We start from the raw sequence: 22,733 nt of genomic DNA, 5'->3' as shown, positions 1-22,733 counted from the left end.
AATTGTAATTTTTTCACTAAAATTGACGGTTTTTATCTTTAAATCTATCTTATGAATTCAAATAGAATTACAGTCTTACTTTTATTCTTGTGTTTTACTGTTTTTGGACAGCAAAAAATCACAATTGATGAAGTTTTTAATGGCACTTTTCGTGCGGAAGGAATGGATGAATTGCAATCCATGAAAAATAGCAATCAATATTCAGTTTTAAATTTTGACCAGGCCTCTAAAAGTATGCAGGTTAATTTATATGATTTTGCTACGTTGAAAAAAGTGGCAGTTTTGATTGACACTAAAGATCATAAGGAATTGCCTGTGATTGATAGTTATACATTTGACGCGGAAGAAAAAATGATTTTGCTAGCTTGCAATACCAAACAAATTTTTCGTCATTCTTTTACAGCAGATTATTATTTATATAACATAGCAACTAAACAGTTAAAGAAGTTATTTGATTTCCAGGTTCAGGAACCAACTTTTTCTCCTGATGGAAAAAAGATAGCTTACGCCAAAGAGAATAACCTATATGTATTCGATTTAGCTTCAAATCAATCATCTCCAATCACTGCTGATGGCAAGAAAAATGCCATTATCAATGGGATTACGGATTGGGTTTATGAAGAAGAATTTGCATTCGTAAAAGCATTCGATTGGAGTACAGACAGTAAAAAGTTAGCTTACATTCGTTTTAACGAAAGTCAAGTGCCGGAATTTTCTATGTCAATCTTTCACAAAGATTTGTATCCAACAGTTGAAACATTCAAATACCCTAAAGCAGGTGAAAAAAATTCAGAAGTTTCTTTGCATATTTATGACGTAAATGCTAATGCAACCAAAAAGGTTAATTTAGGGAAATACAATGATTTTTACATTGCAAGAATGAAATGGACAAACAATTCTAATGTTTTGTCAGCACAGGTATTGAACCGTCATCAAGATAATTTAGATGTTTTGTTTATTGATGGAAATTCAGGAGATGCAAAAGTGGTTTTGAATGAAAAAGATAAAGCGTATGTAGATGTGACGGATAATTTAACGTTCCTGAAAGACAATAGTTTTATTTGGACTAGTGAAAAAGACGGTTTTAATCATATTTATTTATATGATAAAAATGGGAAACTGAAAAAACAAGTTACCGCAGGAAAATGGGAAGTGACGAATTATTATGGGTTTGATGAAAAAACCAATACTGTATTTTATCAATCAGTGGAGAATGGTTCAATTAACAGAGATGTTTACAGAATAGGTCTTGACGGAAAAAACAAAGTAAGGCTGACCAAGAATGTTGGGGCAAATGCTGCTGTTTTTAGTCCAAACTATCAATATTATATCAATACTTTTTCAACAGCAACACAGCCCACAATCTACACGTTAAATGAAGCTAAAACGGGTAAACAAATGCAAGTTATTGAAAACAATGAAGCATTAGCTGCAAAATTGAAAGCGTATAATTTGCCTTCAAAAGAGTTTTTTGTTTTGAAAACAGAAAAAGGAAATGAGTTAAATGCTTGGATCATGAAACCAAAAGATTTTGATGCTACCAAAAAATATCCCGTATTTATGATTCAATATTCAGGACCTGGATCACAACAAGTAGTAAATCAGTGGGGTAGTTCTAACGAGTATTGGTTTATGATGTTAACACAACAAGGTTATATTGTGGCCTGCGTTGATGGTCGCGGAACTGGTTTTAAAGGAGCTGATTTTAAAAAATGTACTCAAAAACAGTTAGGTAAATTCGAAGTAGAAGATCAAATTGATGCTGCCAAAGTGATCGGAAATTACGCCTTTGTTGACAAATCAAATATTGGAATTTGGGGCTGGAGTTATGGTGGATTTATGGCTTCTAATTGTATAATGAAAGGGAATGATGTTTTTAAAATGGCCATTGCGGTTGCTCCGGTAACGAATTGGAGATTTTATGACAGTATTTACACAGAAAGATACATGCAAACACCACAAGAAAATGCTAGTGGTTATGATGAGAATTCTCCAATAAATCATGTAGAAAAACTTAAAGGAAAGTTTTTATTGATACACGGTTCAGGAGACGATAATGTGCATGTTCAAAATTCTATGCAAATGATGGAAGCAATGATTCAGGCCAATAAACAATTTGATTCTCAAATCTATCCTGATAAAAACCACGGAATTTATGGCGGTAAAACCAGAATCCAACTGTATACTAAAATGACTAATTTTATCAAAGAAAATTTATAATTCAAAATCAAATACTAACCAATTTAAAAACAAAAAAACGACAATATGGTAGAAACTCAAGTAAAAACAGCACATCCAAAAGGACTTTGGGTATTGTTTGGAACAGAAATGTGGGAGCGCTTCAACTTCTATGGAATGCGGGCAATTTTAACGCTGTTCCTTATCAATTCATTAATGATGAAAGAGGCAGATGCTTCTATTATTTATGGAGGTTTCTTAGGACTTTGTTATTTGACACCAATGTTAGGAGGATTCGTTGCCGATCGTTTTTTTGGAAATAGAAATTGTATTTTACTTGGAGGTTTAATGATGGCTATTGGACAGTTATTATTGTTCACCAGTGCTAGTATTTTTGGTACAAACTTAAGTCTTGCCACTACATTAATGTGGTCGGCTTTAGGGATTATCATTTTTGGGAACGGTTTTTTTAAACCAAATATTTCAAGCATGGTGGGAAGTTTGTATCCAAAACAAGAAAAAAGTAAACTGGACACTGCTTTTACCATTTTCTACATGGGTATAAATTTAGGGGCTTTTCTAGGACAATTAATTTGCCCATTAATAGGGGATATTAAGGACGCAAACGGAATTAGAGATATTCATGCTTTTAAATGGGGATTTCTTGCTGCTTCTATTGCTATGTTAATAGGGACGTTAGTGTTTTATTTCTTGAAAAATAAATACGTGATAACACCAGAAGGAAAACCTTTAGGAGGATTGCCATCTAAAAATGAAGCATCAGATTTTGAAGAAGGAGAAGCGCAAAAAGCGGTGTTCTCTGCAAAATCTTTAGTAATGGCAGTAATTGCATTTGTTGCTTTGTTTTTTGCTTTTAGATATTTATTGGGAGGTGAAAATTTCATTAAAACAGTAATTTATCCAATTATCTATGCAAGTGGTTTGACCTTGGCAGGATTAATTATATCAGATACTTCGCTGACTAAAATAGAAAGAGACAGAATTTTCGTAATTTATATCGTTGCCTTTTTTATTATTTTCTTCTGGGCAGCTTTTGAACAAGCGGGATCTTCATTGACTTTTATCGCGGATAACCAAACCGACAGAAATTTCTTTGGATGGAATATGCCACCGTCGATGGTTCAAATTTTTAACGGTCTTTTCGTATTCTCGTTTGCACTTCCTTTCAGTATTCTTTGGGATAAATTGAGAGCTTCTGGAAAAGAACCAATTTCGCCCGTAAAACAAGCTATCGGTTTAGGGTTAATCGCTTTGAGTTATTTTATCCTGGCTTACAATGTGAAAGATTTAGGAAACAGCGGACTTTTAGGTATCAAATGGTTAATTTTAATGTACCTAATTCAGACTTTTGCTGAATTATGTTTGTCGCCAATTGGATTGTCATTGGTAGGGAAATTATCTCCAAAACGTTTTTCTTCTCTTTTATTCGGGGTTTTCTTTTTATCCAATGCAGCAGGATACGCGTTAGCAGGAACTTTAGGTTCAATTATTCCTGCAACGGGAGATAAATTTATTAAAGCAAAAGAATTAGGGATTGAATTACAACCTATTTTAGATAAGACAGTTACTCCAACAGCGGAGCAATTACAAATTCTAACAACCAATCAAATAGATGCATCAAATCCTATTTTTGCAGGATTTGAAATTCATAATCTTTTCGAATTTTTTATGGTTTTTGTGGTCTTAACAGGACTTGCAGCAGTAATATTATTTGCATTGACACCAGTTTTGAAAAAAATGATGCATGGTGTTCGATAATACTAAAAAAATAAAATAATATCTTTCAAACCTACAAGAATTCTTGTAGGTTTGTTTTTTTAAATACTTCGCAAATGGCTCAAAATGTAACAATAGAAGAAATACAAAATTTCAAAGGCAAGTACCCAAAGCAATTGTGGTATTTATTTTTTAGTGAAATGTGGGAACGTTTCAGTTTTTACGGTATGCGAGGAATGTTGGTTATTTTTATGGTGAACCAATTAAATATGAATGCTGTAAATGCTAATTTGCAGTATGGCGCTACTCAAGCTTTTGTTTATGCTTTTACTTTTATTGGAGGGATGTTTGCTGATAAAATTTTGGGTTTTAGAAAATCATTATTTTGGGGAGGGATTTTAATGATTGCCGGAAGTATTATTTTGGCATTAGATCCTCATCAATTTTTCTTTATCGGAATTAGTTTTACTATTATAGGGACTGGTTTTTTTAAACCAAATATTTCTACTATGGTGGGACGTTTGTATAAAGACGATGATAATAGAAGAGACGCCGGTTTTTCTTTTTTCTATATGGGAGTAAATCTTGGCGCTCTGATTGGCGGTTATTTGTGTATTGCTGTGGCTAATGGGTCCATGTTGTCTGCTATTGTCCCCGAACATTTAAGATGGAACGTTGCTTTTGGTTTTGCTGCAATTGTTATGGTCATAAGTTTATTGACTTTTGTCCAAACTCAAAAAAGCTTAGGAGACATTGGAATTTCACCTTTGTTAAGTCTGGAAAATTCTAGAAGGAAAGTTTATGAATACGGTACTTACCTTGGTTCACTTGCCATTATTCCGGTTATAATTTTATTAGTTTCTAATTCGGGCTATACTGATATATTTATGTACATAATTGGCCCTTGTTCTTTATTGTATTTACTTTTTGAAATGAGAAATTTTTCTGCTTCCGAGAATAAAAAATTGCTTGCTGCACTAGTGTTTGTTTTGTTTTCTATTGTTTTTTGGGCATTTTTCGAACAAAGCGGGGGTTCATTAAGTCTTTTTGCAGAGAGTAATTTAAGTAAAACGGTTTTAGGTGTGCCATTAGATCCTAACGGTGTAAATAATTCGGCTAATTCATTCTTTGTAATTGCTTTTGCTGCTCTTGTTGGATTAGTGTGGTTGTGGATGAGTAAACGAAAAATTGAGCCGAATACAGTGGTAAAATTTGGATTGGGCTTTTTGTTTCTTGCAGGTGGTTTTTATGTTTTTTATTACACAAAATTCTTTGCTAACGCAAATGGTGTTACCTCACTGGATTTGTTCACTTTTGGTTGGTTTGTTATCACTTTTGGAGAGTTGTGTTTATCGCCAATTGGAATGTCCGCTATGACAAAATTATCGCCTCAAAAAGTGCAAGCCGTAATGATGGGAATGTGGTTTCTTGCAAGTGCATATGGACAGTATTTTGCTGGATTATTAGGGGCGAATATTGCCGGAGCTTCTGAAAATTCAACTAATCTTGAAAAATTAATTGTTTATGCCGATGGATACAAGCAATTGGCTATTTATGCTTTAATCGCGGGGATTCTTTTAATTGTTATTTCACCTTTCGTAAAAAAATTAATGCAAGAAGTAAAATAAATTACTAATTTTAGGCATTGTTTTTGATTTTAAAATTTTAAATTAAAATTTATGAAAAAGATACTTTTACTTACGATGTTGGTTTTTGGATGTTTCGTCATGCAGGCACAAGAACTAAAATGGCACACTAATGTTAAGGAAGCAATTGCCATTGGAAATAAAGAGAAAAAACCTTTATTAATGTTTTTTACAGGCAGCGACTGGTGTGGTTGGTGTATACGGTTGCAGAAAGAGGTGTTGAAAACACCAGAGTTTGAAAAATGGGCAAAAGCAAATGTAATTTTGGTGGAGTTAGATTATCCAAGAAGAACAGCGCAAAACCCTGAAATAAAAGCCCAAAATAATGAATTGCAACAGGCTTTTTCGATACAAGGTTTTCCAACAATTTGCTTTGCAAATGGAACTAATAAAGACGGAAAAGTCAATTTTGAAGGGTTAGGAACTACAGGATATGTCGCTGGAGGTCCAGCCGCTTGGCTTGAAGTCGCAAACGGTATACTGAAAAAGAAATAATACTTAATTCAATTTATAGAATCCCTTTTTACCAGTTGCGTGAAAAGGGATTTTTTGTTTAGCACAAGTTGCTTTCCAAAGCTTCTGAATCGTTTTGTAGTTGGATGCATCAGCGACAACTATTTTAGGAGATACCGTTTGAAAAAGTCGTTCGAGATTTATTTTTGGAGATTGGGTAAGCATTAAAATGTCAGGCTTTATATTTTTTGGATAAATACCAAAACTATCAATAATCATAATTTTATTCCCTTTGAAAAAGGCAATATTTTGAAGTCTTTTTTTTGTTTTCAAAATACTAAAATTACCGACTAAATAAGAGTTTAGAGTGCTGTTTTTTCTGGAGATTTTTAAAATACTGTCGTTTGCGTACATACTGACATCATTGCCATTTCGCTCCGTAATTAATGTGTTTTTTTTCAAATTGAATACGACCCATTCTTGCTGGTTTTGAATGTTATATCGATTTTGCAAAAATGATGTTTGTAAAATGACAATGGTAATCAGTAGGAAAATAAATTTACTAAAATTTGGTTTCTTAAACCAAATTACTGCTGCAATAATCAACAAGTAACTAGTGATTAAAAGGGAATAATTAAAGGAGATATTATGAATTATGAATTGTTCCAAAGACGCGATTGAATTAATTATCTTATTCAAATAATAGATACTCCATTCCAAAGGTTTGGCAAATACAAAAGGAACATAGCCAAATGCGGCCAAAACCATAACCACAACGCCTAAAACCATTATAATGCTGAGCAGTGGGATAATGACTAAATTAGTGACAAAGAACAATCCCGGAAATTGATGGAAGTAATAAATGCTTAAAGGTAAGGTGCCGATTTGAGCGGCAAAGGAAACAGTCAGAATATCCCAAATATATTTGGTAATCTTATTTTTTGGTAACCATACAGATGCTAAAAGTGGTTGCAACCAAATGATAAAAAACAGAGCAATATAACTTAATTGAAATCCAACATCAAATAAGAATGAGGGTTCGAAAAGCAATATAATTAGTATGGAAACGAGTAACGTGTGATAAATGTTTACGCTTCTTCGTAAATGATTTCCTATTGCGACGAACGAAAACATGGTGACAGAACGCACTACCGATGGTGCCAGTCCTGCAATTATGCCAAAGAGGAACAATGAGGATAGGATAATTATCAACTTGAAGAGAGAACCTCGTTTTGTGTTGGGTAGAGGTTTGAGAATAAAAGTTACAAAAAGTAATATAAACCCAATATGTAATCCTGAAACTGACAATATATGTACGGCGCCCGCGTATTGATAATCCCGAATAATTTCAGGAGAAATATCTTGTTGTTGTCCCAGAATTAGAGCAATGGCAACATTTAATTCTGTTTTATGAAAGTCGCTTTTCTCTAAATTACGAATGATTGTAGATCTTAATTTGGAGGTATAGTACCAAATGTTCTTTTCTATTTCAGTGTTGATGCGAATTTCGTCAGTGTCAGCATATAATTGTGCAAAGATTTGTTTGTTTTCAAGATATTTGCTGTAATCAAACTGGTCGGGATTATTTGGAGGACTATTTTTCTGTAAAGTAGTTTTAATTTGTAAAATATTGCCTATCTCAAACACATGTTGTAAACTGTCTTTTCGAACATTAAGGATTACTCTACCCGTACTTTCTAATTGGTCTATATGGTTTACAATGGCAATATATCGATCATTAGAATTCGAACTTTTTAATTTCTCTCGCAGCGTGACGGAAAGCAAATGTGGTTTTTCAAAAATGGAGCTATAATGTATATAATTACTTTTTTGGAAAAAGTCATTATGTGTGATTTAAGTTGTTGTGCCAATAAAAAAAGAAAGAAAACAAGTGACTAAGCCAAAAAATAAAGGAGGAATAGCATTTTTTCTTGATAAAAAATAAGTAATCCCAAAAGCTATAAAAGAAATCAATAGCAAAATAAAGGCTATGCTTGCCGTGGGGTTTAAGTAAAAGGCAGCAATTATGCCTAGAACAAAACCAAATGTTATTCTCGCTAAAGGAAATTGCAGCACTTTCATGTTTCTAAAGTACAATATTTTTAGTAAGAAATAACCTTGCGTTTTTTTAAATTAATTGTAAACTTTAATTTATGAAAGTAGATTAGTACTTTTTTACAAAATTCTATTTAGCTGAGCAAATGTTCTTTGATAGTACGATTCTTTTGTTGAGGAAATAATTACTCCTTTTGAAGTAGAAGCATGTATAAATTTTATTTCGTCATCATTAACCTCAATAACTATTCCTACATGATTGATTTTAGATTTACTATTGGTTTTAAAAAAAATTAAATCTCCTTTTTTAGCTTCTTCTCGGTTTCGATTTAAAATCATCCCTAATTTTGATTGTTCATAAGAAGAGTGGGGAAGAGTTATGTTATAGGAATTAAAGATATTATACATTAGCCCCGAGCAATCAAAGCCAGCTTTTGTTGTACCCGCGTTTTTATATTTAATGCCGATATTTTCAGTGGCGGTATCGATTAATTGTTCAATCAAATGACTTGTTTTTCTCTTTTCTGATTTGGTGGGATTCTCTTTTTTGGAAGTAATAATTGCAGCTGTTGGTTTACAAGCAGTAAAAAAGAGTAGTAGTAAAAAAGTATATAGTGCCTGTCTCAAAAGATTTGATTTTTGTAAATTTAAAGAATTAAGAAACAACTAAAATTACTGCAAATCAGCAACAATCAATTTTGCTGTTTTGGTACTTGCTCCAATTCCGCCAAGTTTCTCTTCTAATAACTCATATTCTTGCAAAATAGTACTTCGGTAATTGTATTCCAGTATCTTTTTTAATTCCGTTCGAATGCGTTTCGTTGAGCAGTCTTCTTGAATTAATTCTGTTACCACTTCTTTATCCATGATCAAATTGACTAAAGAAATATATTTAAGTGTAACTATTCGTTTTGCAATTTGGTAAGAAGCCCAGCTGCCCTTGTAACATACAACTTCAGGAACTTTAAAAAGTGCCGTTTCTAATGTCGCCGTACCTGAAGTAACTAGAGCGGCAGTAGCATTTTGCAGCAAATCATAGGTTTTGTTCGATATAAATTTTATATTTTCATTTGAAATGAAACTTTCATAAAATGAATATTCGTGACTTGGAGCGCCAGCAATCACAAATTGATAATCCGGAAAATCATTGACTACGCTAAGCATCACAGATAACATTTTTGTGATTTCCTGTTGTCGGCTACCTGGTAAAATAGCAATGATAGGTTTTTCGTTTAATTTATTTTCCTTTCTAAAAACAGATGCATCAATTGGCTTTTGGTTGTGAATCGCGTCAATCAATGGATGGCCTACAAACTCAACAGGAAAATGATGCTTGTCTTCGTAAAAACTTTTTTCGAAAGGTAAAATGACATACATTTTATCTATGTCACGTTTGATTTCGGTAATTCGATTTTCTTTCCAAGCCCAAATTTGCGGAGAAATATAGTAATGATTTTTGAAACCGCATTCTTTCGACCATTTTGCAATACGCAAATTGAAACCAGGATAATCTATGAAAATAATTACATCGGGCTGAAAGCCAGTAATGTCTTTTTTACATATTTTGATATTATTCAAAATAGTTTTTAAATTAAAAATGACTTCAACAAAGCCCATAAAAGCTAATTCTCGGTAATGTTTTACTAAAGTGCCGCCAACATTTCGCATCAAATCGCCACCCCAAAACCGAATGTCAGCATTGGGATCTTCTATGTAAAGTGCTTTCATCAAATTGGAACCATGTAAATCGCCTGAAGCCTCTCCAGCTATGATGTAGTATTTCATATTTTATGTTGTGTTTGGAGTCCTTTACGTGTCGAAATGAATCTCAAATCAGAATTATTTTAGAATGCTATCTAATGAAACAAAGGTATCAATTATTTTTTTTTCTAAACAAACAAAGAAAGAAGCGCTAAAAATAGGACTGCCAAAATGACTCCGCGTGCCATTAGTTCTTTATTTAATTTGAGTAAAATTGCAAATGCTACCAAATCAAGAATGGATCCAAGGGTAATTATTTTACCTAGTTTTCCTTCAAATTTCATAAGTTGTATGCCGCCTAAAAAGGTGTAATCAGTAAAAAAAGTGATGAAAATGAAGCATCCTAGCAGGGACGCTAAAAGACCAATTATAAATCCAGTCAACAAATCTATTTTATTCATTCCAATTCCAAGTGTTAAGTTGTTGTGTTGCGTGATGTGCTGTCATATCAAACTGCACTGGAACAACTGATATATATCCGTTTTTCAATGCCCATTCATCTGTGTCTTCGCCATGATCTTGGTTTACAAATTCACCTGTAAGCCAATAATAGTCTCTGCCGTGCGGTGTTTTACGCTTGTCGAATTTTTCCATCCAAATAGCTTTAGCTTGGCGACAAATTTTGATTCCTTGGATATCTTTTTCTTTCAATTTTGGAAAATTTACATTCAAAACAACTCCTTCGGGCAGTTTGTTTTCAAGAACTTCCAATGTTATTTTTTTGATAAATGGCTTTATGTCTTCAAAATTTGCATTCCAATCAAAATCTAATAATGAAAATCCAATAGCTTGAATTCCTTCTATGCCAGCTTCAACAGCGGCGCTCATAGTCCCAGAATATATTACATTTATAGAAGAATTAGAACCGTGATTAACGCCCGATACACACAAATCAGGTTTTCTTTTCAGAATTTCACTGACTGCAAATTTGACACAATCTACAGGAGTGCCGGAGCAACTATATTCAGTGATCAGATCACCGTCTTTTGAAATTTTATTTAAATATAGCGTGTCGTTTATGGTAATTCCATGACCGGTGGCGCTTTGTGGTGCGTCGGGCGCGACAACAATTACTTCCCCTATTTCGGACATAACAGCTATTAAAGCTCTAAGTCCCGGAGCAGAAATGCCATCGTCATTTGTAACTAATATTAAAGGTTTGGAGTGTTTTGTCATTTTATTTTTTCAAGAAAGAATTTCTAATTAAATATTTAAAAAACAAATGTAGTCACACAGAACCGAATTTTGTAAACAAAGAATATAAAATTTAATAACTTGATTTCTTAAACTTAAAATAAAAAAACAAATTTTATATCTTTAACAAAAAATTATGCAGCGCTAGTTAACGTTGGCATAGTTTTTACCGTAATTTAGACTAAAAATTGATGAATACTATTACTGACTATATGAAAAGAAATTATAAAATACTTCTTGTTGTTGCGTGTCTTTCGATCTCGCTATTTGCATTCAAAATTAATGCAACAAAAGATACTGACCCCGATAAAGATAAATTGCTTTTAGAGCTATTGACTTTTGTAATTCAAAAAGGACATTACAATCCTGCAACTATAGATGATACTTTTTCTAAAGGAATTTATAAAGATTACATACAAGCGCTAGACCCTTCTAAACGATTTTTCTTGCAATCAGATATTGATGAGTTTTCCAAATATGAAACTCAATTAGATGATCAATTATTAAATAAAGACTTGACTTTTTTCAATCTTACTTACGATCGTTTAATGCAAAGAATGGAGGAAAGTAAAAAAATCTATAAAAACATTTTGAGTCAGCCTTTTGATTATAATGTTGATGAGCGTTTTAATACAGACTATGAGAAAGCACCGTACGCAAAGGATAGTAAGGAACTTACGGTAAGATGGCGTAAGCAAATAAAATTATCTACTCTTTCCTCAATAACAGATCGTTTAAAAATTCAAGAAAATAAAAAGAATGGGATTGTTGAGGCTAAGGATACTGCAAATGTTGCAGGACAAGAAGAGAAGTTAAAAGACAATAATATTAATCTGAAAAAAGGTAAAAGCACTGTGGTATCAGATAATGCTAAGCCAAAAACTTTTGAACAGTTAGAGAAAGAAACCAGAGAAAGTACTGGAAAATCACTTGATGAATATTTTGGATTTATTAAAGATTTAGATAGAAATGATTGGTTCTCTGTATATATTAACTCTATCACAGCTCGTTTTGATCCTCATACTAATTATTTTGCACCTGAAGAAAAAGAGCATTTTGATCAAACTATCAGCGGGAAATTAGAAGGAATCGGAGCACGTCTTCAAAAGAAAAATGATTTCACTGAAATTTCTGAACTTATTTCTGGTGGGCCTGCTTGGAGAGGTAAACAATTAGAGGCGGGAGATTTAGTAATGAAAGTTGCTCAAGGAGATGAGGAGGCAGTTGATGTAGTTGGGATGCGTCTTGATGATGTTGTTAAGAAAATAAAAGGACCTAAAGGGACGGAAGTACGCCTTACAGTGAAAAAAGTAGACGGAACTATTAAAGTTATTTCTATTATTAGAGATGTTGTAGAAATTGAAGAGACCTTTGCTAAATCTAGCGTTGTTAATAAAAACGGATTAAAATACGGCGTTATTTACTTGCCAAAGTTTTATATTGATTTTGAAAATAAAGATGGAAGAGATGCCGGGAAAGATATTGCTAAAGAAGTGGAACGTTTAAAAGCAGCCGGAGTAAACGGAATTGTGTTAGATGTTCGTGATGATGGAGGTGGATCATTATCAACAGTTGTTGATATTGCCGGATTATTTATTGAACAAGGTCCAATAGTGCAAATTAAATCAGCAGGAAAGAAGAAAGAAGTCTTATATGACAGAGACAAAAAAATTGAATGGGACGGGCCACTAGTAATTATGGTTAATAGTTTTTCAGCTTCGGCGTCTGAGATTTTGGCAGCTGCAATTCAAGATTATAAAAGAGGAATTATTATTGGCAGCAAACAAACGTATGGTAAAGGAACGGTGCAAAATGTGTATGATTTGAATACTTTTGTGCGCAACAGTGACGTTGGAGATTTAGGTGCCATTAAGACAACAACTCAAAAATTCTACAGAATTAATGGTGGTTCAACACAACTTGAAGGCGTAAGCAGTGATATTGTTATGCCTGATAGATATGCTTATTTAAAAATGGGTGAACGTGACGTAGACAATGCTATGCCATGGGACAAAATTGATCCGGCTGCTTATTCCGTTTGGGAAAAAAATGCAAATTTTAATCAGGCTATTGTTAATAGTAAAAAAAGAATTGCACAAAGCTCCCAATTTCAATTGATCGAAGAAAATGCAAAATGGATTGATAGTAGAAGTACAGATAATACCTATAGTTTGAATCTTGAAAAATTTAAAATTGCGCAAAATGCAATTGAAGAAAAAGCTAAAAAGTATAAGCCACTTTCAGATTATAAAAACACGCTTAAGTTTGCTTCCTTGCCATATGAAGTTGACGAGGTTAATAAGGACGCAGTTTTGAAAGAGAAAAGAAACAGATGGCATGAAGCTTTAGCAAAAGATATTTATGTGGAAGAAGCATTAAATGTTTTGGATGATTTGCAATCAAAAAGTGTTGTAAAAAAGGCTATCCCATCTAAACTAAAAAAGGATAAACTGGCAAAGTCATAATTTGATATGGTGGTAGTTTAATAATGAATAAAGGAATTAAAACGCCACAAAAAAATCTATTTTTTTTTGTGGCGTTTTTAGTAGTATGGAAGATTTTAATTCTAACGGAATGTTAAGGTGTTATTACAAAGATAGTTTAGTTTAAATTTTGCTAGTAAAAATGAAAAATAAAATTTTGTTCCTATTTCAATAACGATTCTTAATTTAGTTTTTCGTAATAGAAATCGCAAAGGGTTTGTTATTGGTATTACGATGGAATTAATGTGATTATTTGACTAGTGCTTCCGGTGTTCTCACAGACGGTAGATTTTTTTTTAGATTAAAAGAAAATTTAAAAAATCAATTGGTAAAAAATAGTAGTTATAAAAATAGGAGTTTTAATTAGCCCTGATAGAAATGGAAAGCTTTTGAAGGCACAGTTACTAGTTTTTCTATTTTTTCAAAGCGACCAAAGGAAGCTGTTGAAAAAATAAATAAAAACTATAATGAGACTAAAAACTTGAAATGAATAGCAGGATTTAGCTCCTGATACTTATTTCGTTTACCATTCATTTACTTTATTAGCGTCCATTTTTATAAAGATAAATAATAAGATAGTGAATCCCCAAAGCCCAGATCCTCCATAAGAAAAGAAAGGAAGTGGGACACCTATCGTTGGGAATATACCTACGACCATTGCAATGTTAACAAAGAAATGAATGAATAGAATTCCAGCTACACAGTAGCCATAGACTCGGCTAAATTTGGTTTTTTGTCTTTCCGCAAGGTATATTATTCGCAGAAATAAGCCAGCAAAAAGGCCAATGACTACAAGTGAACCTACAAATCCCCACTCTTCACCTACTGTTGTAAAAATATAATCGGTATGTTGTTCTGGTACAAATCCTCCCTTAGTTTGTGTTCCTTCTAAAAAACCTTTTCCAAACCATCCGCCAGATCCTATTGCAATTTCAGACTGATTGGTATTATAGCCAATCCCTTTTAAGTCTACACTTTTACCTAATAAAATATTAAAACGATCGCGATGATGCTGTTTAAATACATGTTCAAAAACATAATTTACAGATAGAACAAAGCCTGACATTAAAACAAAAAGTATGCTGCTTAATAGTAGATTTCGATCCCCTAATCTCGATTTGAAATGGACAATTATTAGTACTAATAAAGCAATTAGGATAACATATTGTGGTTGCAGTACCAGTGTTAGAACAAACAATAAAATAGTAATGAAGCCAGTCCAAACGTACCATGATGGAAGACCTTCACGATATAGTACGATAATGAATATGCTATATATTAAGGCACTTCCGGGGTCAGGTTGTGGCAATATAAGCATGACTGGTAAAAAGACAATGGCTAATGCCTGAATCTGCCTGTTGACTTCTTTTAAATTAATTTGAGAATCACTTAGATATTTGGCTAGTGCTAAGGCGGTAGCGGCTTTAGCAAATTCAGAAGGCTGAAGTGTAAAACTTCCAAAACCATACCAACAGCGTTGTCCTGCAATTGTCTTACCAAAAACAAACAAACCAGCGAGTGATAATAAAGAGATTCCGAAAATGATACTCGCGTACTTTTCGTAAAATTTGCCATCTACAGACAGTATTATAAATATTAATGGTATGGTTAATACAATAAATATGAGCTGTTTTTCAGAAGTGCCCTCCATAGATGATAAAGAGGAAGAGTAAATGTTTAACCACCCCATGATCACAAGCGCAATGTATATAATTACGCAGGTCCAATCAAGATTGTTCTTTATACTTTGGTTTTTCATCGAAGGTATATAATCGTATTAATTCTGTTGAGTTGTATCCACTTTTATAACTGGGACTGGAACTGCTGTTTTTTTATTTTTAATTGAATCTTCAACTCTTAACTGTAATTTTATAATATCTGAAAGTCCTCCTAATTTAGCGTATTGTCCTTGTAAACTTGTATTAAGAATGCGAGTTTCTAAATCAGTTCTTGTGATTTTTTTTCTTAAGAATTTTTCAATCATTAAACTGGCAATAGGCCCAGCTATTGTTGCACCAAAACCACCATTTTCAACTAAAATGGCGATAGCTATTTTTGGATTGTCTTTTGGTGCAAAAGCGACAAAAATGGAATGATCTTTTAGTTGTTCTCTTTTGCCATTTATTTTCGCAAAGTTTTCTGCTGTTCCGGTTTTACCACAAATATCGATCCCTTCCACTCGAAGGGAACTTGCTGTTCCTAGATTGTACACATCAAATAAACCGCTTATCATGGGTTTATAATACTTTTTATCTATCGTGGTAACATGTTTAGTAGTGAATTTTTTATCGATTTTATGACCTTCAATTCTTTTGATGATGTGAGGTGTGTAATAATAACCTTCATTAGCAACTGTTGCCATCATATTAGCAAGTTGTATAGGTGTCATTAAAACTTCCCCTTGTCCGATGGCATTTGATACGATTGTCGTACTGCGCCATCCACCATTAGGATAGATTTTTTTGTATGTTTTTGAATCTGGAATATTTCCTTTTTTTCCAGTTGGTAAATCATATCCCATAAATTGCCCTAGTCCAAAACTTTTTATGTGATTACTCCATACATCAACTGCATAAGCTGGTTTTGCATATTTATTTATGGTTAGCATATACGCGCTTGCGAAATACGTGTTACAAGAATTGTAGATTCCGTTATGTAATTGATGCGGTCCAAAACCATGACATTTCATAAATCGGCCTCTGGCATAACTAAAGCCGTGGTGACACATAAAAGTCGTATGCTCATTTATAACACCTTCTTGAAGCGCAACGAGTCCGGTTAGAATTTTAAACGGTGAACCTGGAGGGTATTCAGCTAATAGTCCTCTGTCGTAAAGTGGCTTTGCAATTGAGTCATGGTATAAAACGGTATAGTTTTTTGATCTTTGTCTCCCTACTAATATTGACGGGTCGTAGGAAGGTGCGGTAACAAGTGCCAATATTTCGCCTGTTTTAGGTTCTATAGCAACGATTCCCCCTCTTTTATTTATCATTAATTGTTCACCGTACTTTTGAAGCTCGGAATCAATAGTAAGATTTATGTCTTCCCCCTGAACAGCGATAGTGTCATATCTTCCTTCTTTATACGAACCAATTTCTCTGTTGTATTTGTCTTTTTGAAAATATTTCACTCCTTTTATTCCGCGTAAAATATCTTCGTAACTTTCTTCAACGCCTTGTCTTCCTATTAAATCACCACTATTATAGTAAGGGTTTTTAGCAACGAGTTTCTCGTTAACTTGTGTTATGAATCCGAAAACATTAGCTCCGTAGTCTACTTCATAGTCTCTTAAAGAACGTTTTTGAAAATAAAAACCTTGGAATTTTCGAATTTTTTCTTGAAATGCGGCAAATTCACTTTTATTTAATTGGGGCAAAAATACGGAGGGTAATCTTGGACTATATATTTTGGCTTTCGCCATTCGTTTCAGGAAATCTTCTTTTGTAATATCAAGTAGTTGACAAAACTCTAAAGTATCCATGTTTTCAACATCTCTTGGAATAACCATGATGTCATAAGATGCCTGATTGGCAACTAATAATTTTCCATTTCGATCATAAATATAACCTCTTTCTGGATAGTCATATTTTATTTTGATGGCATTATTGTCTGATTTTAGTTTGAAGGAATCATCAACAAATTGCAAATAAAATATTCGTATCACAAGCAATAGCGCTGCAACAATGATTAAAGAAGGCAGCAATACTTTTCTCATCTTTTGTTTGGCTTAATAAGGTAGATTATTGTGATGCAAATTAGTAAAGTAAACACGGTGCTTAATAGTGTTCTCAGTAAAATGTCTAAAATAAAGCTAAACTGAAAAGCTTCTAAAATAAACAAGGTGAAATGATGAATCACAACAGAAAGTAATATGAAAGAGAATCGTTCTGGAGTCAAAACATCATTTAATTTAACGGTTTGATATTCATAACTCAAACCGAAAGAAAATTTAAAAATAAAGGGCCTAAAATAAGCTAGAACTAAACACGCAGTTGTGTGTATGCCACCAGAATTAGAAAACATATCCATGATAAGTCCAAGTAAGAAACTGGCTATCAATAAACCAGATTTATTTCCATTTACAGGATATAATATTATGAAAAGTAAATACGGAAATGGACTGATATAACCCAAAAAGTTCATATTATTGAAAATAATTATTTGGACTGCCAATAACAGAACGAATCGAAAAATATTGACTAACAAAGTGCTATTCATTTTTCTCTTTTTTTTCTAAATTAATAAGCTCTTCGCGATCTTTACTTTTTATGATATACACATGACCTAAATTTGTCATGTCATTAAAGAGTTTGACATTTATGATGTAATAATGGGTTTTATTATCCGTATATATATTAGCTATTGTACCTATTCCTATATTTTCGGGAAAAATAACTGATTGTCCACCAGTTACAATAGTGTCTCCTTTTCTAATTGAAGCTAATCTGGGAACATCTATTAATTGCACGAAGCCAGTGCTTTTTCCATCCCAGATCAAAGAACCAAAATGATTTGATTTTTTAATTTTTGCGTTTATTTGTGATTTTATATTTAAAATACTCACCACAGTAGAATATCGTGGAGAGGTGTTATCAACAATACCTATGATACCTAAATCATTGATGACTCCCATATCTGGTTTTACACCCTCAAGTTCACCTGAATTTAAGGTTAAATAGTTTTCATGCGAATTATAAGAATTATGAATTACTTTAGAAACTACTATATCCGATGGTTTTACTCCTTTTAAACTGTCTAATTTCTTTATTGCAGTAGTGTCTTTTTTATTAAATAAAAGACTTTTTAATTTTGCGTTTTCAACAGCAAGCGCATCATTTTGAGTTTTTAAATTTAAGTACTCATTGATGTTATTCACTTTTTCATAAACACCTCCGCTCAAAAAGTTAGCAGAACTAATAATTTTACTTCTGTGAAAAGAATGAGATTGAATAGTTAGCGTTAACGAAATACCCAAAAGCAGCAAAAACAGTATACGATTACTGTTTTTAAAAATAAAATTAAATATTTGCTGCATTTTTTTAAGTTAAAATTTTTAAAAAATCAAACCCCAAATTCCAAAATATAGATTTATAAATTGGAATTTGAAAATTGGATTTTGTTATTTTATAAGGATACTTTTAAATTTCGTAATATTTTTTAGTGCCATACCTGTTCCTCTAACTACGGCTCTCAATGGATCTTCAGCAATATAAACCGGTAAATCTGTTTTTTGCGAAATTCTCTTATCAAGACCCCTTAACATTGATCCTCCGCCGGCGAGATAGATTCCGGTATTGTAGATATCTGCTGCTAATTCGGGAGGTGTTTGAGATAAAGTTTCCATTACGGCATCCTCAATCCTTTGAATTGATTTGTCTAATGCTTTAGCAATTTCTCGGTATGAAACTTCAACTTGTTTTGGTTTACCCGTTAATAAATCTCTACCTTGAACAGACATGTCTTCTGGAGGAGTTTCTAAATCTTCGATAGCGGCACCAATTTGGATTTTTATTTTTTCAGCGGTAGTCTCTCCAACAAAAAGGTTGTGTTGAGTACGCATATAATATACGATATCATTTGTAAATACATCACCAGCAATTTTTACTGATTTGTCACAAACTATACCACCTAATGCTATAACTGCAATTTCAGTGGTTCCACCACCTATGTCTACGATCATGTTTCCTTTTGGTTGCATGATGTCGATTCCAATACCTATTGCTGCTGCCATAGGTTCATGTATCAAATAAACTTCTTTACCATTAACTCTTTCACACGATTCTTTTACCGCTCTCATTTCTACTTCAGTGATGCCGGAAGGAATACAAACAACCATTCTTAATGCGGGTGTAAACATTCGTTTCTTCAATGCCGGTATACTTTTAATAAATAAGCTTATCATTTTTTCAGAAGCATCAAAATCAGCGATTACACCATCTTTTAAAGGTCTAATCGTCTTAATGTTTTCATGTGTTTTACCCTGCATCATACTTGCTTCTTTACCCACAGCAATGATTTTGCCCGATACTCTATCACGAGCTACTATTGAAGGGCTGTCAATTACGACTTTATCATTATGTATGATTAAAGTGTTTGCGGTACCAAGATCTATTGCGATATCCTCGGTCATGAAATCAAAAAATCCCATAAGTTTTTTAGGGGTTAAAAAGTTATAAATTTGAGACGGGCAAAGTTAAACAAATTAATGTTTAAAATGACGCGTTCCAGTAAATACCATTGCAAGTTTATTTTCATTACAATAATTGATGCTTAATTCGTCTTTTATTGATCCACCAGGCTGAATCACTGCAGTAATACCTGCTTCTTTTGCAATTGCCACACAGTCGGGGAAAGGAAAGAAAGCGTCACTTGCCATGACAGCTCCATGTAAGTCAAAATGGAAATTATTTGCTTTTTCTATGGCTTGTAATAAGGCATCAACTCTTGATGTTTGTCCAGTGCCAGAAGCTATAAGTGTACCGTTTTTTGCAAAAACAATCGTATTTGATTTTGTGTTTTTACAAATTTTAGAAGCAAAAATTAAATCTAGAACTTCCTGTTCTGAAGGTGCTGTAACAGTAACGGTTCTTAAGTCTCCTTTATTGTCTGTAATATTGTTTCTTTCTTGAACTAAAATTCCGTTAAGGCAAGAACGAACTTGCTTTTGTGGTAAAACTACCTCATTTTGAACTAATATAATTCTATTTTTCTTTTCTTGTAAGATTGCAATGGCCTCAGTATCATATTCTGGGGCTATAACTACTTCACAAAATAATTTATTTATTTCTGTTGCCGTTTTAATATCTATTTTTGTGTTAGAAATTAAAACACCTCCAAATGCTGAAGTTGGATCGCAAGCCAATGCTACCTCATATGCTTCGCTTATGGTGCTTCTTGTAGCAAGTCCACATGCATTATTATGTTTTAATATGGCAAACGTAGGTCCGTCATTTTTGAATTCGTTAATCAAATTTACTGCAGCATCTACATCTAATAAGTTGTTGTAAGACAATTCTTTTCCATGAACTTTTTTAAACATTGCATCAAAATCACCAAAGAAAAATCCTTTTTGATGTGGGTTTTCTCCGTATCTCAATACTTGTCCATTAGCAATACTTTGTTTGTAAATAGTTTCGTCCGTATTGAAATAATTGAAGATGGCAGTGTCATAATGAGATGAAACATGAAATGCTTTTGTAGCTAATAATTTTCTGTCCTCAAGTTTTGTTGCTCCATCTTGATCAGTAATCAAATCTAAAAGTAAACCATATTGATCAACAGAAGCTATAATTACAGTGTCTTTGAAATTTTTTGCAGCGGCACGAATCAGCGAAATACCACCAATATCTATTTTCTCAATAATATCAGCTTCGCTGGCTCCTGATGCAACTGTTTTTTCAAAAGGATATAAATCAACAATAACTAAATCAATTTGAGGAATATTAAATTCGTCCATCTGCTGTACATCACTCTCGTTGTCTTGACGATTTAAAATACCTCCAAAAACTTTTGGGTGTAATGTTTTTACTCTGCCACCAAGAATAGAAGGGTAAGAAGTTACGTCTTCAACTGGTATTACAGGAATATCCAAGTTTTTTATAAAATCCTCTGTTCCACCTGTAGAGTAGAGTATCACATTTTGAGAATGCAGTTTTCTTACGATAGGCTCAAGACCTTCTTTTGAAAACACGGAAATTAATGCAGATTGAATTTTTTTAGTAGTGTTCATTGTATAGTTATAATTATAAAGTGCAAAAATAGTTTTTTTTTGATTATAAATTTCATTGAAGATTCGTAACATTATCTTAAATAATCATACTAACTTGGTAGTAGGGTTTTATTAATTTTTTGAATAAAATTTGTTGAATTTTACCTTAACGCAAAAAAGTTTTTATGTTAGTCTATCTTCGGTTATTAAAAGAGAGTTTTAGTTTTGCAATGAATGCTTTACGAAACAACAAATTAAGGACTTTACTTTCTTTGTTGGGGGTTACCATTGGTATTTTTTCTATTATAGCGGTACTGGCAGCCGTAGATTCTTTGGATAGAAAGATTACAAAAGATTTAAGCAGCTTAGATAAGAACACTATTTATTTAATGAAATTTTCTTTCGGACCATCTGATATTCCGCAATGGAAAAGAGAACAGTTCCCCAATGTTGAGTATGATGAATATACCTATATGAAGGGCGCTATGACAAATACGGCGCAAATGGGATATCAAATATTCACAAAACGAGAATCTATAAAATATGATTCTAAAACTGTAAGTGATGTTAATGTTGTACCGGTTTCGCACGAATTTATTGACATTCAAGGGCTTGAGTTTGAAAAAGGAAGATTTTATAACGAATCAGAAGCTAACTCTGGCGCTACCGTAATAGTTTTAGGAGATGAAATTGCAAAACAATTATTTGAGAATTTTGATCCTATCGGTAAAAATGTGCGTTTGTACGGGAAAAGATTTACGGTAATAGGTGTTTTGAAAAAAGAAGGAGCCGGCTTATTTGGAGATAGTAATGACACTACTGTTTTTATTCCTGTTAATTTTTTACGTCAATTGTATGGGGACAGTAATACTACATCAACTAATGTAATTATTTTAAAACCTGAAAAAGGCATTGATATGGAAGCTTATAAAGGCGAAATATCTCAAAAATTAAGGAGTTACAGAGGGTTAAAATCGGGAGAAATTGATAATTTTTTTATTAATGTATTTTCAGGTTTCACGGACTTTATTGATAATATTTTAGGCCAAATGAATGTTGTAGGATGGATTATCAGCGGATTTTCACTACTTGTTGGAGGTTTTGGGATTGCTAATATTATGTTTGTTTCCGTGAAAGAGCGTACCAATTTAATAGGAATTCAGAAGTCATTAGGGGCAAAAAATAGATTCATTCTGTTTCAGTTTTTATTCGAAGCCATTATACTTTCCGTAATTGGTGGGATTATAGGACTTTTGTTGGTTTGGATTATTTCAGTAGTTTTAACAAAAGTGGTGGATTTTGAATTCGTTTTAGGAATAGGTAATGTTCTTTTAGGAACTGGCCTTGCCGCACTAATTGGATTGATTTCTGGAATTCTTCCTGCTATTGCAGCTTCTAAATTGGATCCTGTTGAGGCAATTAGAACCGGGATGTAGGACTTGTTATCGGATAAAGAAAATACTAAACTTCATAGAAAAACGGCTCTCAAAATAATTGAGATCCGTTTTTCTTTATGCT

The 22,733-nt window shown here is 32.9% G+C and carries 17 protein-coding genes; 6 read left to right on the top strand and 11 right to left on the bottom strand.

Going from position 1 to position 22,733, the window contains the following annotated elements; translation table 11 throughout:
* The first annotated feature begins 51 nt into the window (after positions 1-51).
* The 4 genes from C4S35_RS00510 to C4S35_RS00495 all read left to right on the top strand — a co-directional run bounded on the left by C4S35_RS00510 (position 52) and on the right by C4S35_RS00495 (position 6,056).
* Complete coding sequence (locus C4S35_RS00510; protein ID WP_103998297.1) at positions 52-2,220, top strand: S9 family peptidase; 2,169 nt, start codon at positions 52-54, stop codon at positions 2,218-2,220.
* Positions 2,221-2,265: 45 nt separating this feature from the next.
* Positions 2,266-3,957 (top strand): peptide MFS transporter, encoded by a 1,692-nt coding sequence (locus C4S35_RS00505; RefSeq protein ID WP_103998296.1) that lies wholly within the window; start codon positions 2,266-2,268, stop codon positions 3,955-3,957.
* Positions 3,958-4,031: 74 nt separating this feature from the next.
* Positions 4,032-5,543, top strand: coding sequence for a peptide MFS transporter (locus tag C4S35_RS00500; RefSeq protein WP_103998295.1), 1,512 nt, complete (start codon positions 4,032-4,034; stop codon positions 5,541-5,543).
* Positions 5,544-5,594: 51 nt separating this feature from the next.
* The gene (locus tag C4S35_RS00495) at positions 5,595-6,056 is read left to right on the top strand and encodes a thioredoxin family protein (RefSeq protein WP_103998294.1); all 462 of its coding nucleotides are present in this window, start codon (positions 5,595-5,597) and stop codon (positions 6,054-6,056) included.
* 3 nt (positions 6,057-6,059) lie between these two features.
* On the opposite strand, the gene C4S35_RS00490 is transcribed toward C4S35_RS00495, so the two are convergent.
* From C4S35_RS00490 to surE, 5 genes are all read right to left on the bottom strand, one after another.
* The gene (locus C4S35_RS00490; protein WP_425269133.1) at positions 6,060-7,817 is read right to left on the bottom strand and encodes a ComEC/Rec2 family competence protein; all 1,758 of its coding nucleotides are present in this window, start codon (positions 7,815-7,817) and stop codon (positions 6,060-6,062) included.
* Between the two features lie 372 nt (positions 7,818-8,189).
* Entirely contained in the window at positions 8,190-8,696 is a 507-nt protein-coding gene (locus C4S35_RS00485; RefSeq protein WP_103998763.1) for a C40 family peptidase, read from the bottom strand.
* A 45-nt stretch (positions 8,697-8,741) separates the two neighbouring features.
* Positions 8,742-9,854 carry a lipid-A-disaccharide synthase gene (lpxB, locus tag C4S35_RS00480; protein ID WP_103998293.1) on the bottom strand — a complete coding sequence of 371 codons (1,113 nt, stop codon included), beginning with the start codon at positions 9,852-9,854 and terminating at the stop codon, positions 8,742-8,744.
* Positions 9,855-9,958: 104 nt separating this feature from the next.
* Positions 9,959-10,231, bottom strand: coding sequence for a hypothetical protein (locus C4S35_RS00475; protein WP_103998292.1), 273 nt, complete (start codon positions 10,229-10,231; stop codon positions 9,959-9,961).
* Positions 10,224-11,006, bottom strand: a complete 783-nt coding sequence (gene surE, locus C4S35_RS00470; RefSeq protein ID WP_103998291.1) for a 5'/3'-nucleotidase SurE — start codon at positions 11,004-11,006, stop codon at positions 10,224-10,226. Before surE ends, C4S35_RS00475 begins: the two co-directional genes overlap by 8 nt.
* Positions 11,007-11,215: 209 nt before the next feature.
* Here surE and C4S35_RS00465 point away from each other — a divergent pair, with 209 nt between their 5' ends.
* Complete coding sequence (locus C4S35_RS00465; protein ID WP_103998290.1) at positions 11,216-13,489, top strand: carboxy terminal-processing peptidase; 2,274 nt, start codon at positions 11,216-11,218, stop codon at positions 13,487-13,489.
* A 541-nt stretch (positions 13,490-14,030) separates the two neighbouring features.
* Here the strand turns inward: C4S35_RS00465 and rodA are convergent.
* The 6 genes from rodA to purH form a co-directional block, all read right to left on the bottom strand.
* The gene (gene rodA / locus C4S35_RS00460) at positions 14,031-15,266 is read right to left on the bottom strand and encodes a rod shape-determining protein RodA (RefSeq protein WP_103998289.1); all 1,236 of its coding nucleotides are present in this window, start codon (positions 15,264-15,266) and stop codon (positions 14,031-14,033) included.
* Positions 15,267-15,284: 18 nt separating this feature from the next.
* Positions 15,285-17,222, bottom strand: coding sequence for a penicillin-binding protein 2 (gene mrdA / locus C4S35_RS00455; RefSeq protein WP_103998288.1), 1,938 nt, complete (start codon positions 17,220-17,222; stop codon positions 15,285-15,287).
* A complete protein-coding gene (locus C4S35_RS15880) occupies positions 17,219-17,725 on the bottom strand; it encodes a rod shape-determining protein MreD (protein WP_103998287.1) in 507 nt (168 codons plus the stop codon). The genes mrdA and C4S35_RS15880 overlap by 4 nt, the downstream gene beginning before the upstream one ends.
* Complete coding sequence (gene mreC, locus C4S35_RS00445; protein ID WP_103998286.1) at positions 17,718-18,542, bottom strand: rod shape-determining protein MreC; 825 nt, start codon at positions 18,540-18,542, stop codon at positions 17,718-17,720. The genes C4S35_RS15880 and mreC overlap by 8 nt, the downstream gene beginning before the upstream one ends.
* Positions 18,543-18,626: 84 nt before the next feature.
* Positions 18,627-19,655 (bottom strand): rod shape-determining protein, encoded by a 1,029-nt coding sequence (locus C4S35_RS00440; RefSeq protein WP_073205523.1) that lies wholly within the window; start codon positions 19,653-19,655, stop codon positions 18,627-18,629.
* A 54-nt stretch (positions 19,656-19,709) separates the two neighbouring features.
* A complete protein-coding gene (gene purH, locus C4S35_RS00435; RefSeq protein ID WP_103998285.1) occupies positions 19,710-21,236 on the bottom strand; it encodes a bifunctional phosphoribosylaminoimidazolecarboxamide formyltransferase/IMP cyclohydrolase in 1,527 nt (508 codons plus the stop codon).
* A 164-nt stretch (positions 21,237-21,400) separates the two neighbouring features.
* Here purH and C4S35_RS00430 point away from each other — a divergent pair, with 164 nt between their 5' ends.
* A complete protein-coding gene (locus C4S35_RS00430; protein ID WP_103998284.1) occupies positions 21,401-22,651 on the top strand; it encodes an ABC transporter permease in 1,251 nt (416 codons plus the stop codon).
* The last annotated feature ends 82 nt before the right edge of the window (positions 22,652-22,733 follow it).

The sequence above is a fragment of the Flavobacterium urumqiense genome, assembly GCF_900108015.1.
In the GTDB taxonomy this organism is placed as follows: domain Bacteria; phylum Bacteroidota; class Bacteroidia; order Flavobacteriales; family Flavobacteriaceae; genus Flavobacterium; species Flavobacterium urumqiense.
This window is presented reverse-complemented; position numbering and strand designations above follow the sequence as displayed.

What these genes read in the sequence shown, in the direction of transcription:
- C4S35_RS00510 (WP_103998297.1), top strand. Translation starts at nt 52, where the DNA reads ATGAATTCAAATAGAATTACAGTCTTACTTTTATTCTTGTGTTTTACT.
- C4S35_RS00505 (WP_103998296.1), top strand. Translation starts at nt 2,266, where the DNA reads ATGGTAGAAACTCAAGTAAAAACAGCACATCCAAAAGGACTTTGGGTA.
- C4S35_RS00500 (WP_103998295.1), top strand. Translation starts at nt 4,032, where the DNA reads ATGGCTCAAAATGTAACAATAGAAGAAATACAAAATTTCAAAGGCAAG.
- C4S35_RS00495 (WP_103998294.1), top strand. Translation starts at nt 5,595, where the DNA reads ATGAAAAAGATACTTTTACTTACGATGTTGGTTTTTGGATGTTTCGTC.
- lpxB (WP_103998293.1), bottom strand. Translation starts at nt 9,854, where the DNA reads ATGAAATACTACATCATAGCTGGAGAGGCTTCAGGCGATTTACATGGT.
- C4S35_RS00475 (WP_103998292.1), bottom strand. Translation starts at nt 10,231, where the DNA reads ATGAATAAAATAGATTTGTTGACTGGATTTATAATTGGTCTTTTAGCG.
- surE (WP_103998291.1), bottom strand. Translation starts at nt 11,006, where the DNA reads ATGACAAAACACTCCAAACCTTTAATATTAGTTACAAATGACGATGGC.
- C4S35_RS00465 (WP_103998290.1), top strand. Translation starts at nt 11,216, where the DNA reads ATGAATACTATTACTGACTATATGAAAAGAAATTATAAAATACTTCTT.
- rodA (WP_103998289.1), bottom strand. Translation starts at nt 15,266, where the DNA reads ATGAAAAACCAAAGTATAAAGAACAATCTTGATTGGACCTGCGTAATT.
- mrdA (WP_103998288.1), bottom strand. Translation starts at nt 17,222, where the DNA reads ATGAGAAAAGTATTGCTGCCTTCTTTAATCATTGTTGCAGCGCTATTG.
- C4S35_RS15880 (WP_103998287.1), bottom strand. Translation starts at nt 17,725, where the DNA reads ATGAATAGCACTTTGTTAGTCAATATTTTTCGATTCGTTCTGTTATTG.
- mreC (WP_103998286.1), bottom strand. Translation starts at nt 18,542, where the DNA reads ATGCAGCAAATATTTAATTTTATTTTTAAAAACAGTAATCGTATACTG.
- C4S35_RS00440 (WP_073205523.1), bottom strand. Translation starts at nt 19,655, where the DNA reads ATGGGATTTTTTGATTTCATGACCGAGGATATCGCAATAGATCTTGGT.
- purH (WP_103998285.1), bottom strand. Translation starts at nt 21,236, where the DNA reads ATGAACACTACTAAAAAAATTCAATCTGCATTAATTTCCGTGTTTTCA.
- C4S35_RS00430 (WP_103998284.1), top strand. Translation starts at nt 21,401, where the DNA reads ATGTTAGTCTATCTTCGGTTATTAAAAGAGAGTTTTAGTTTTGCAATG.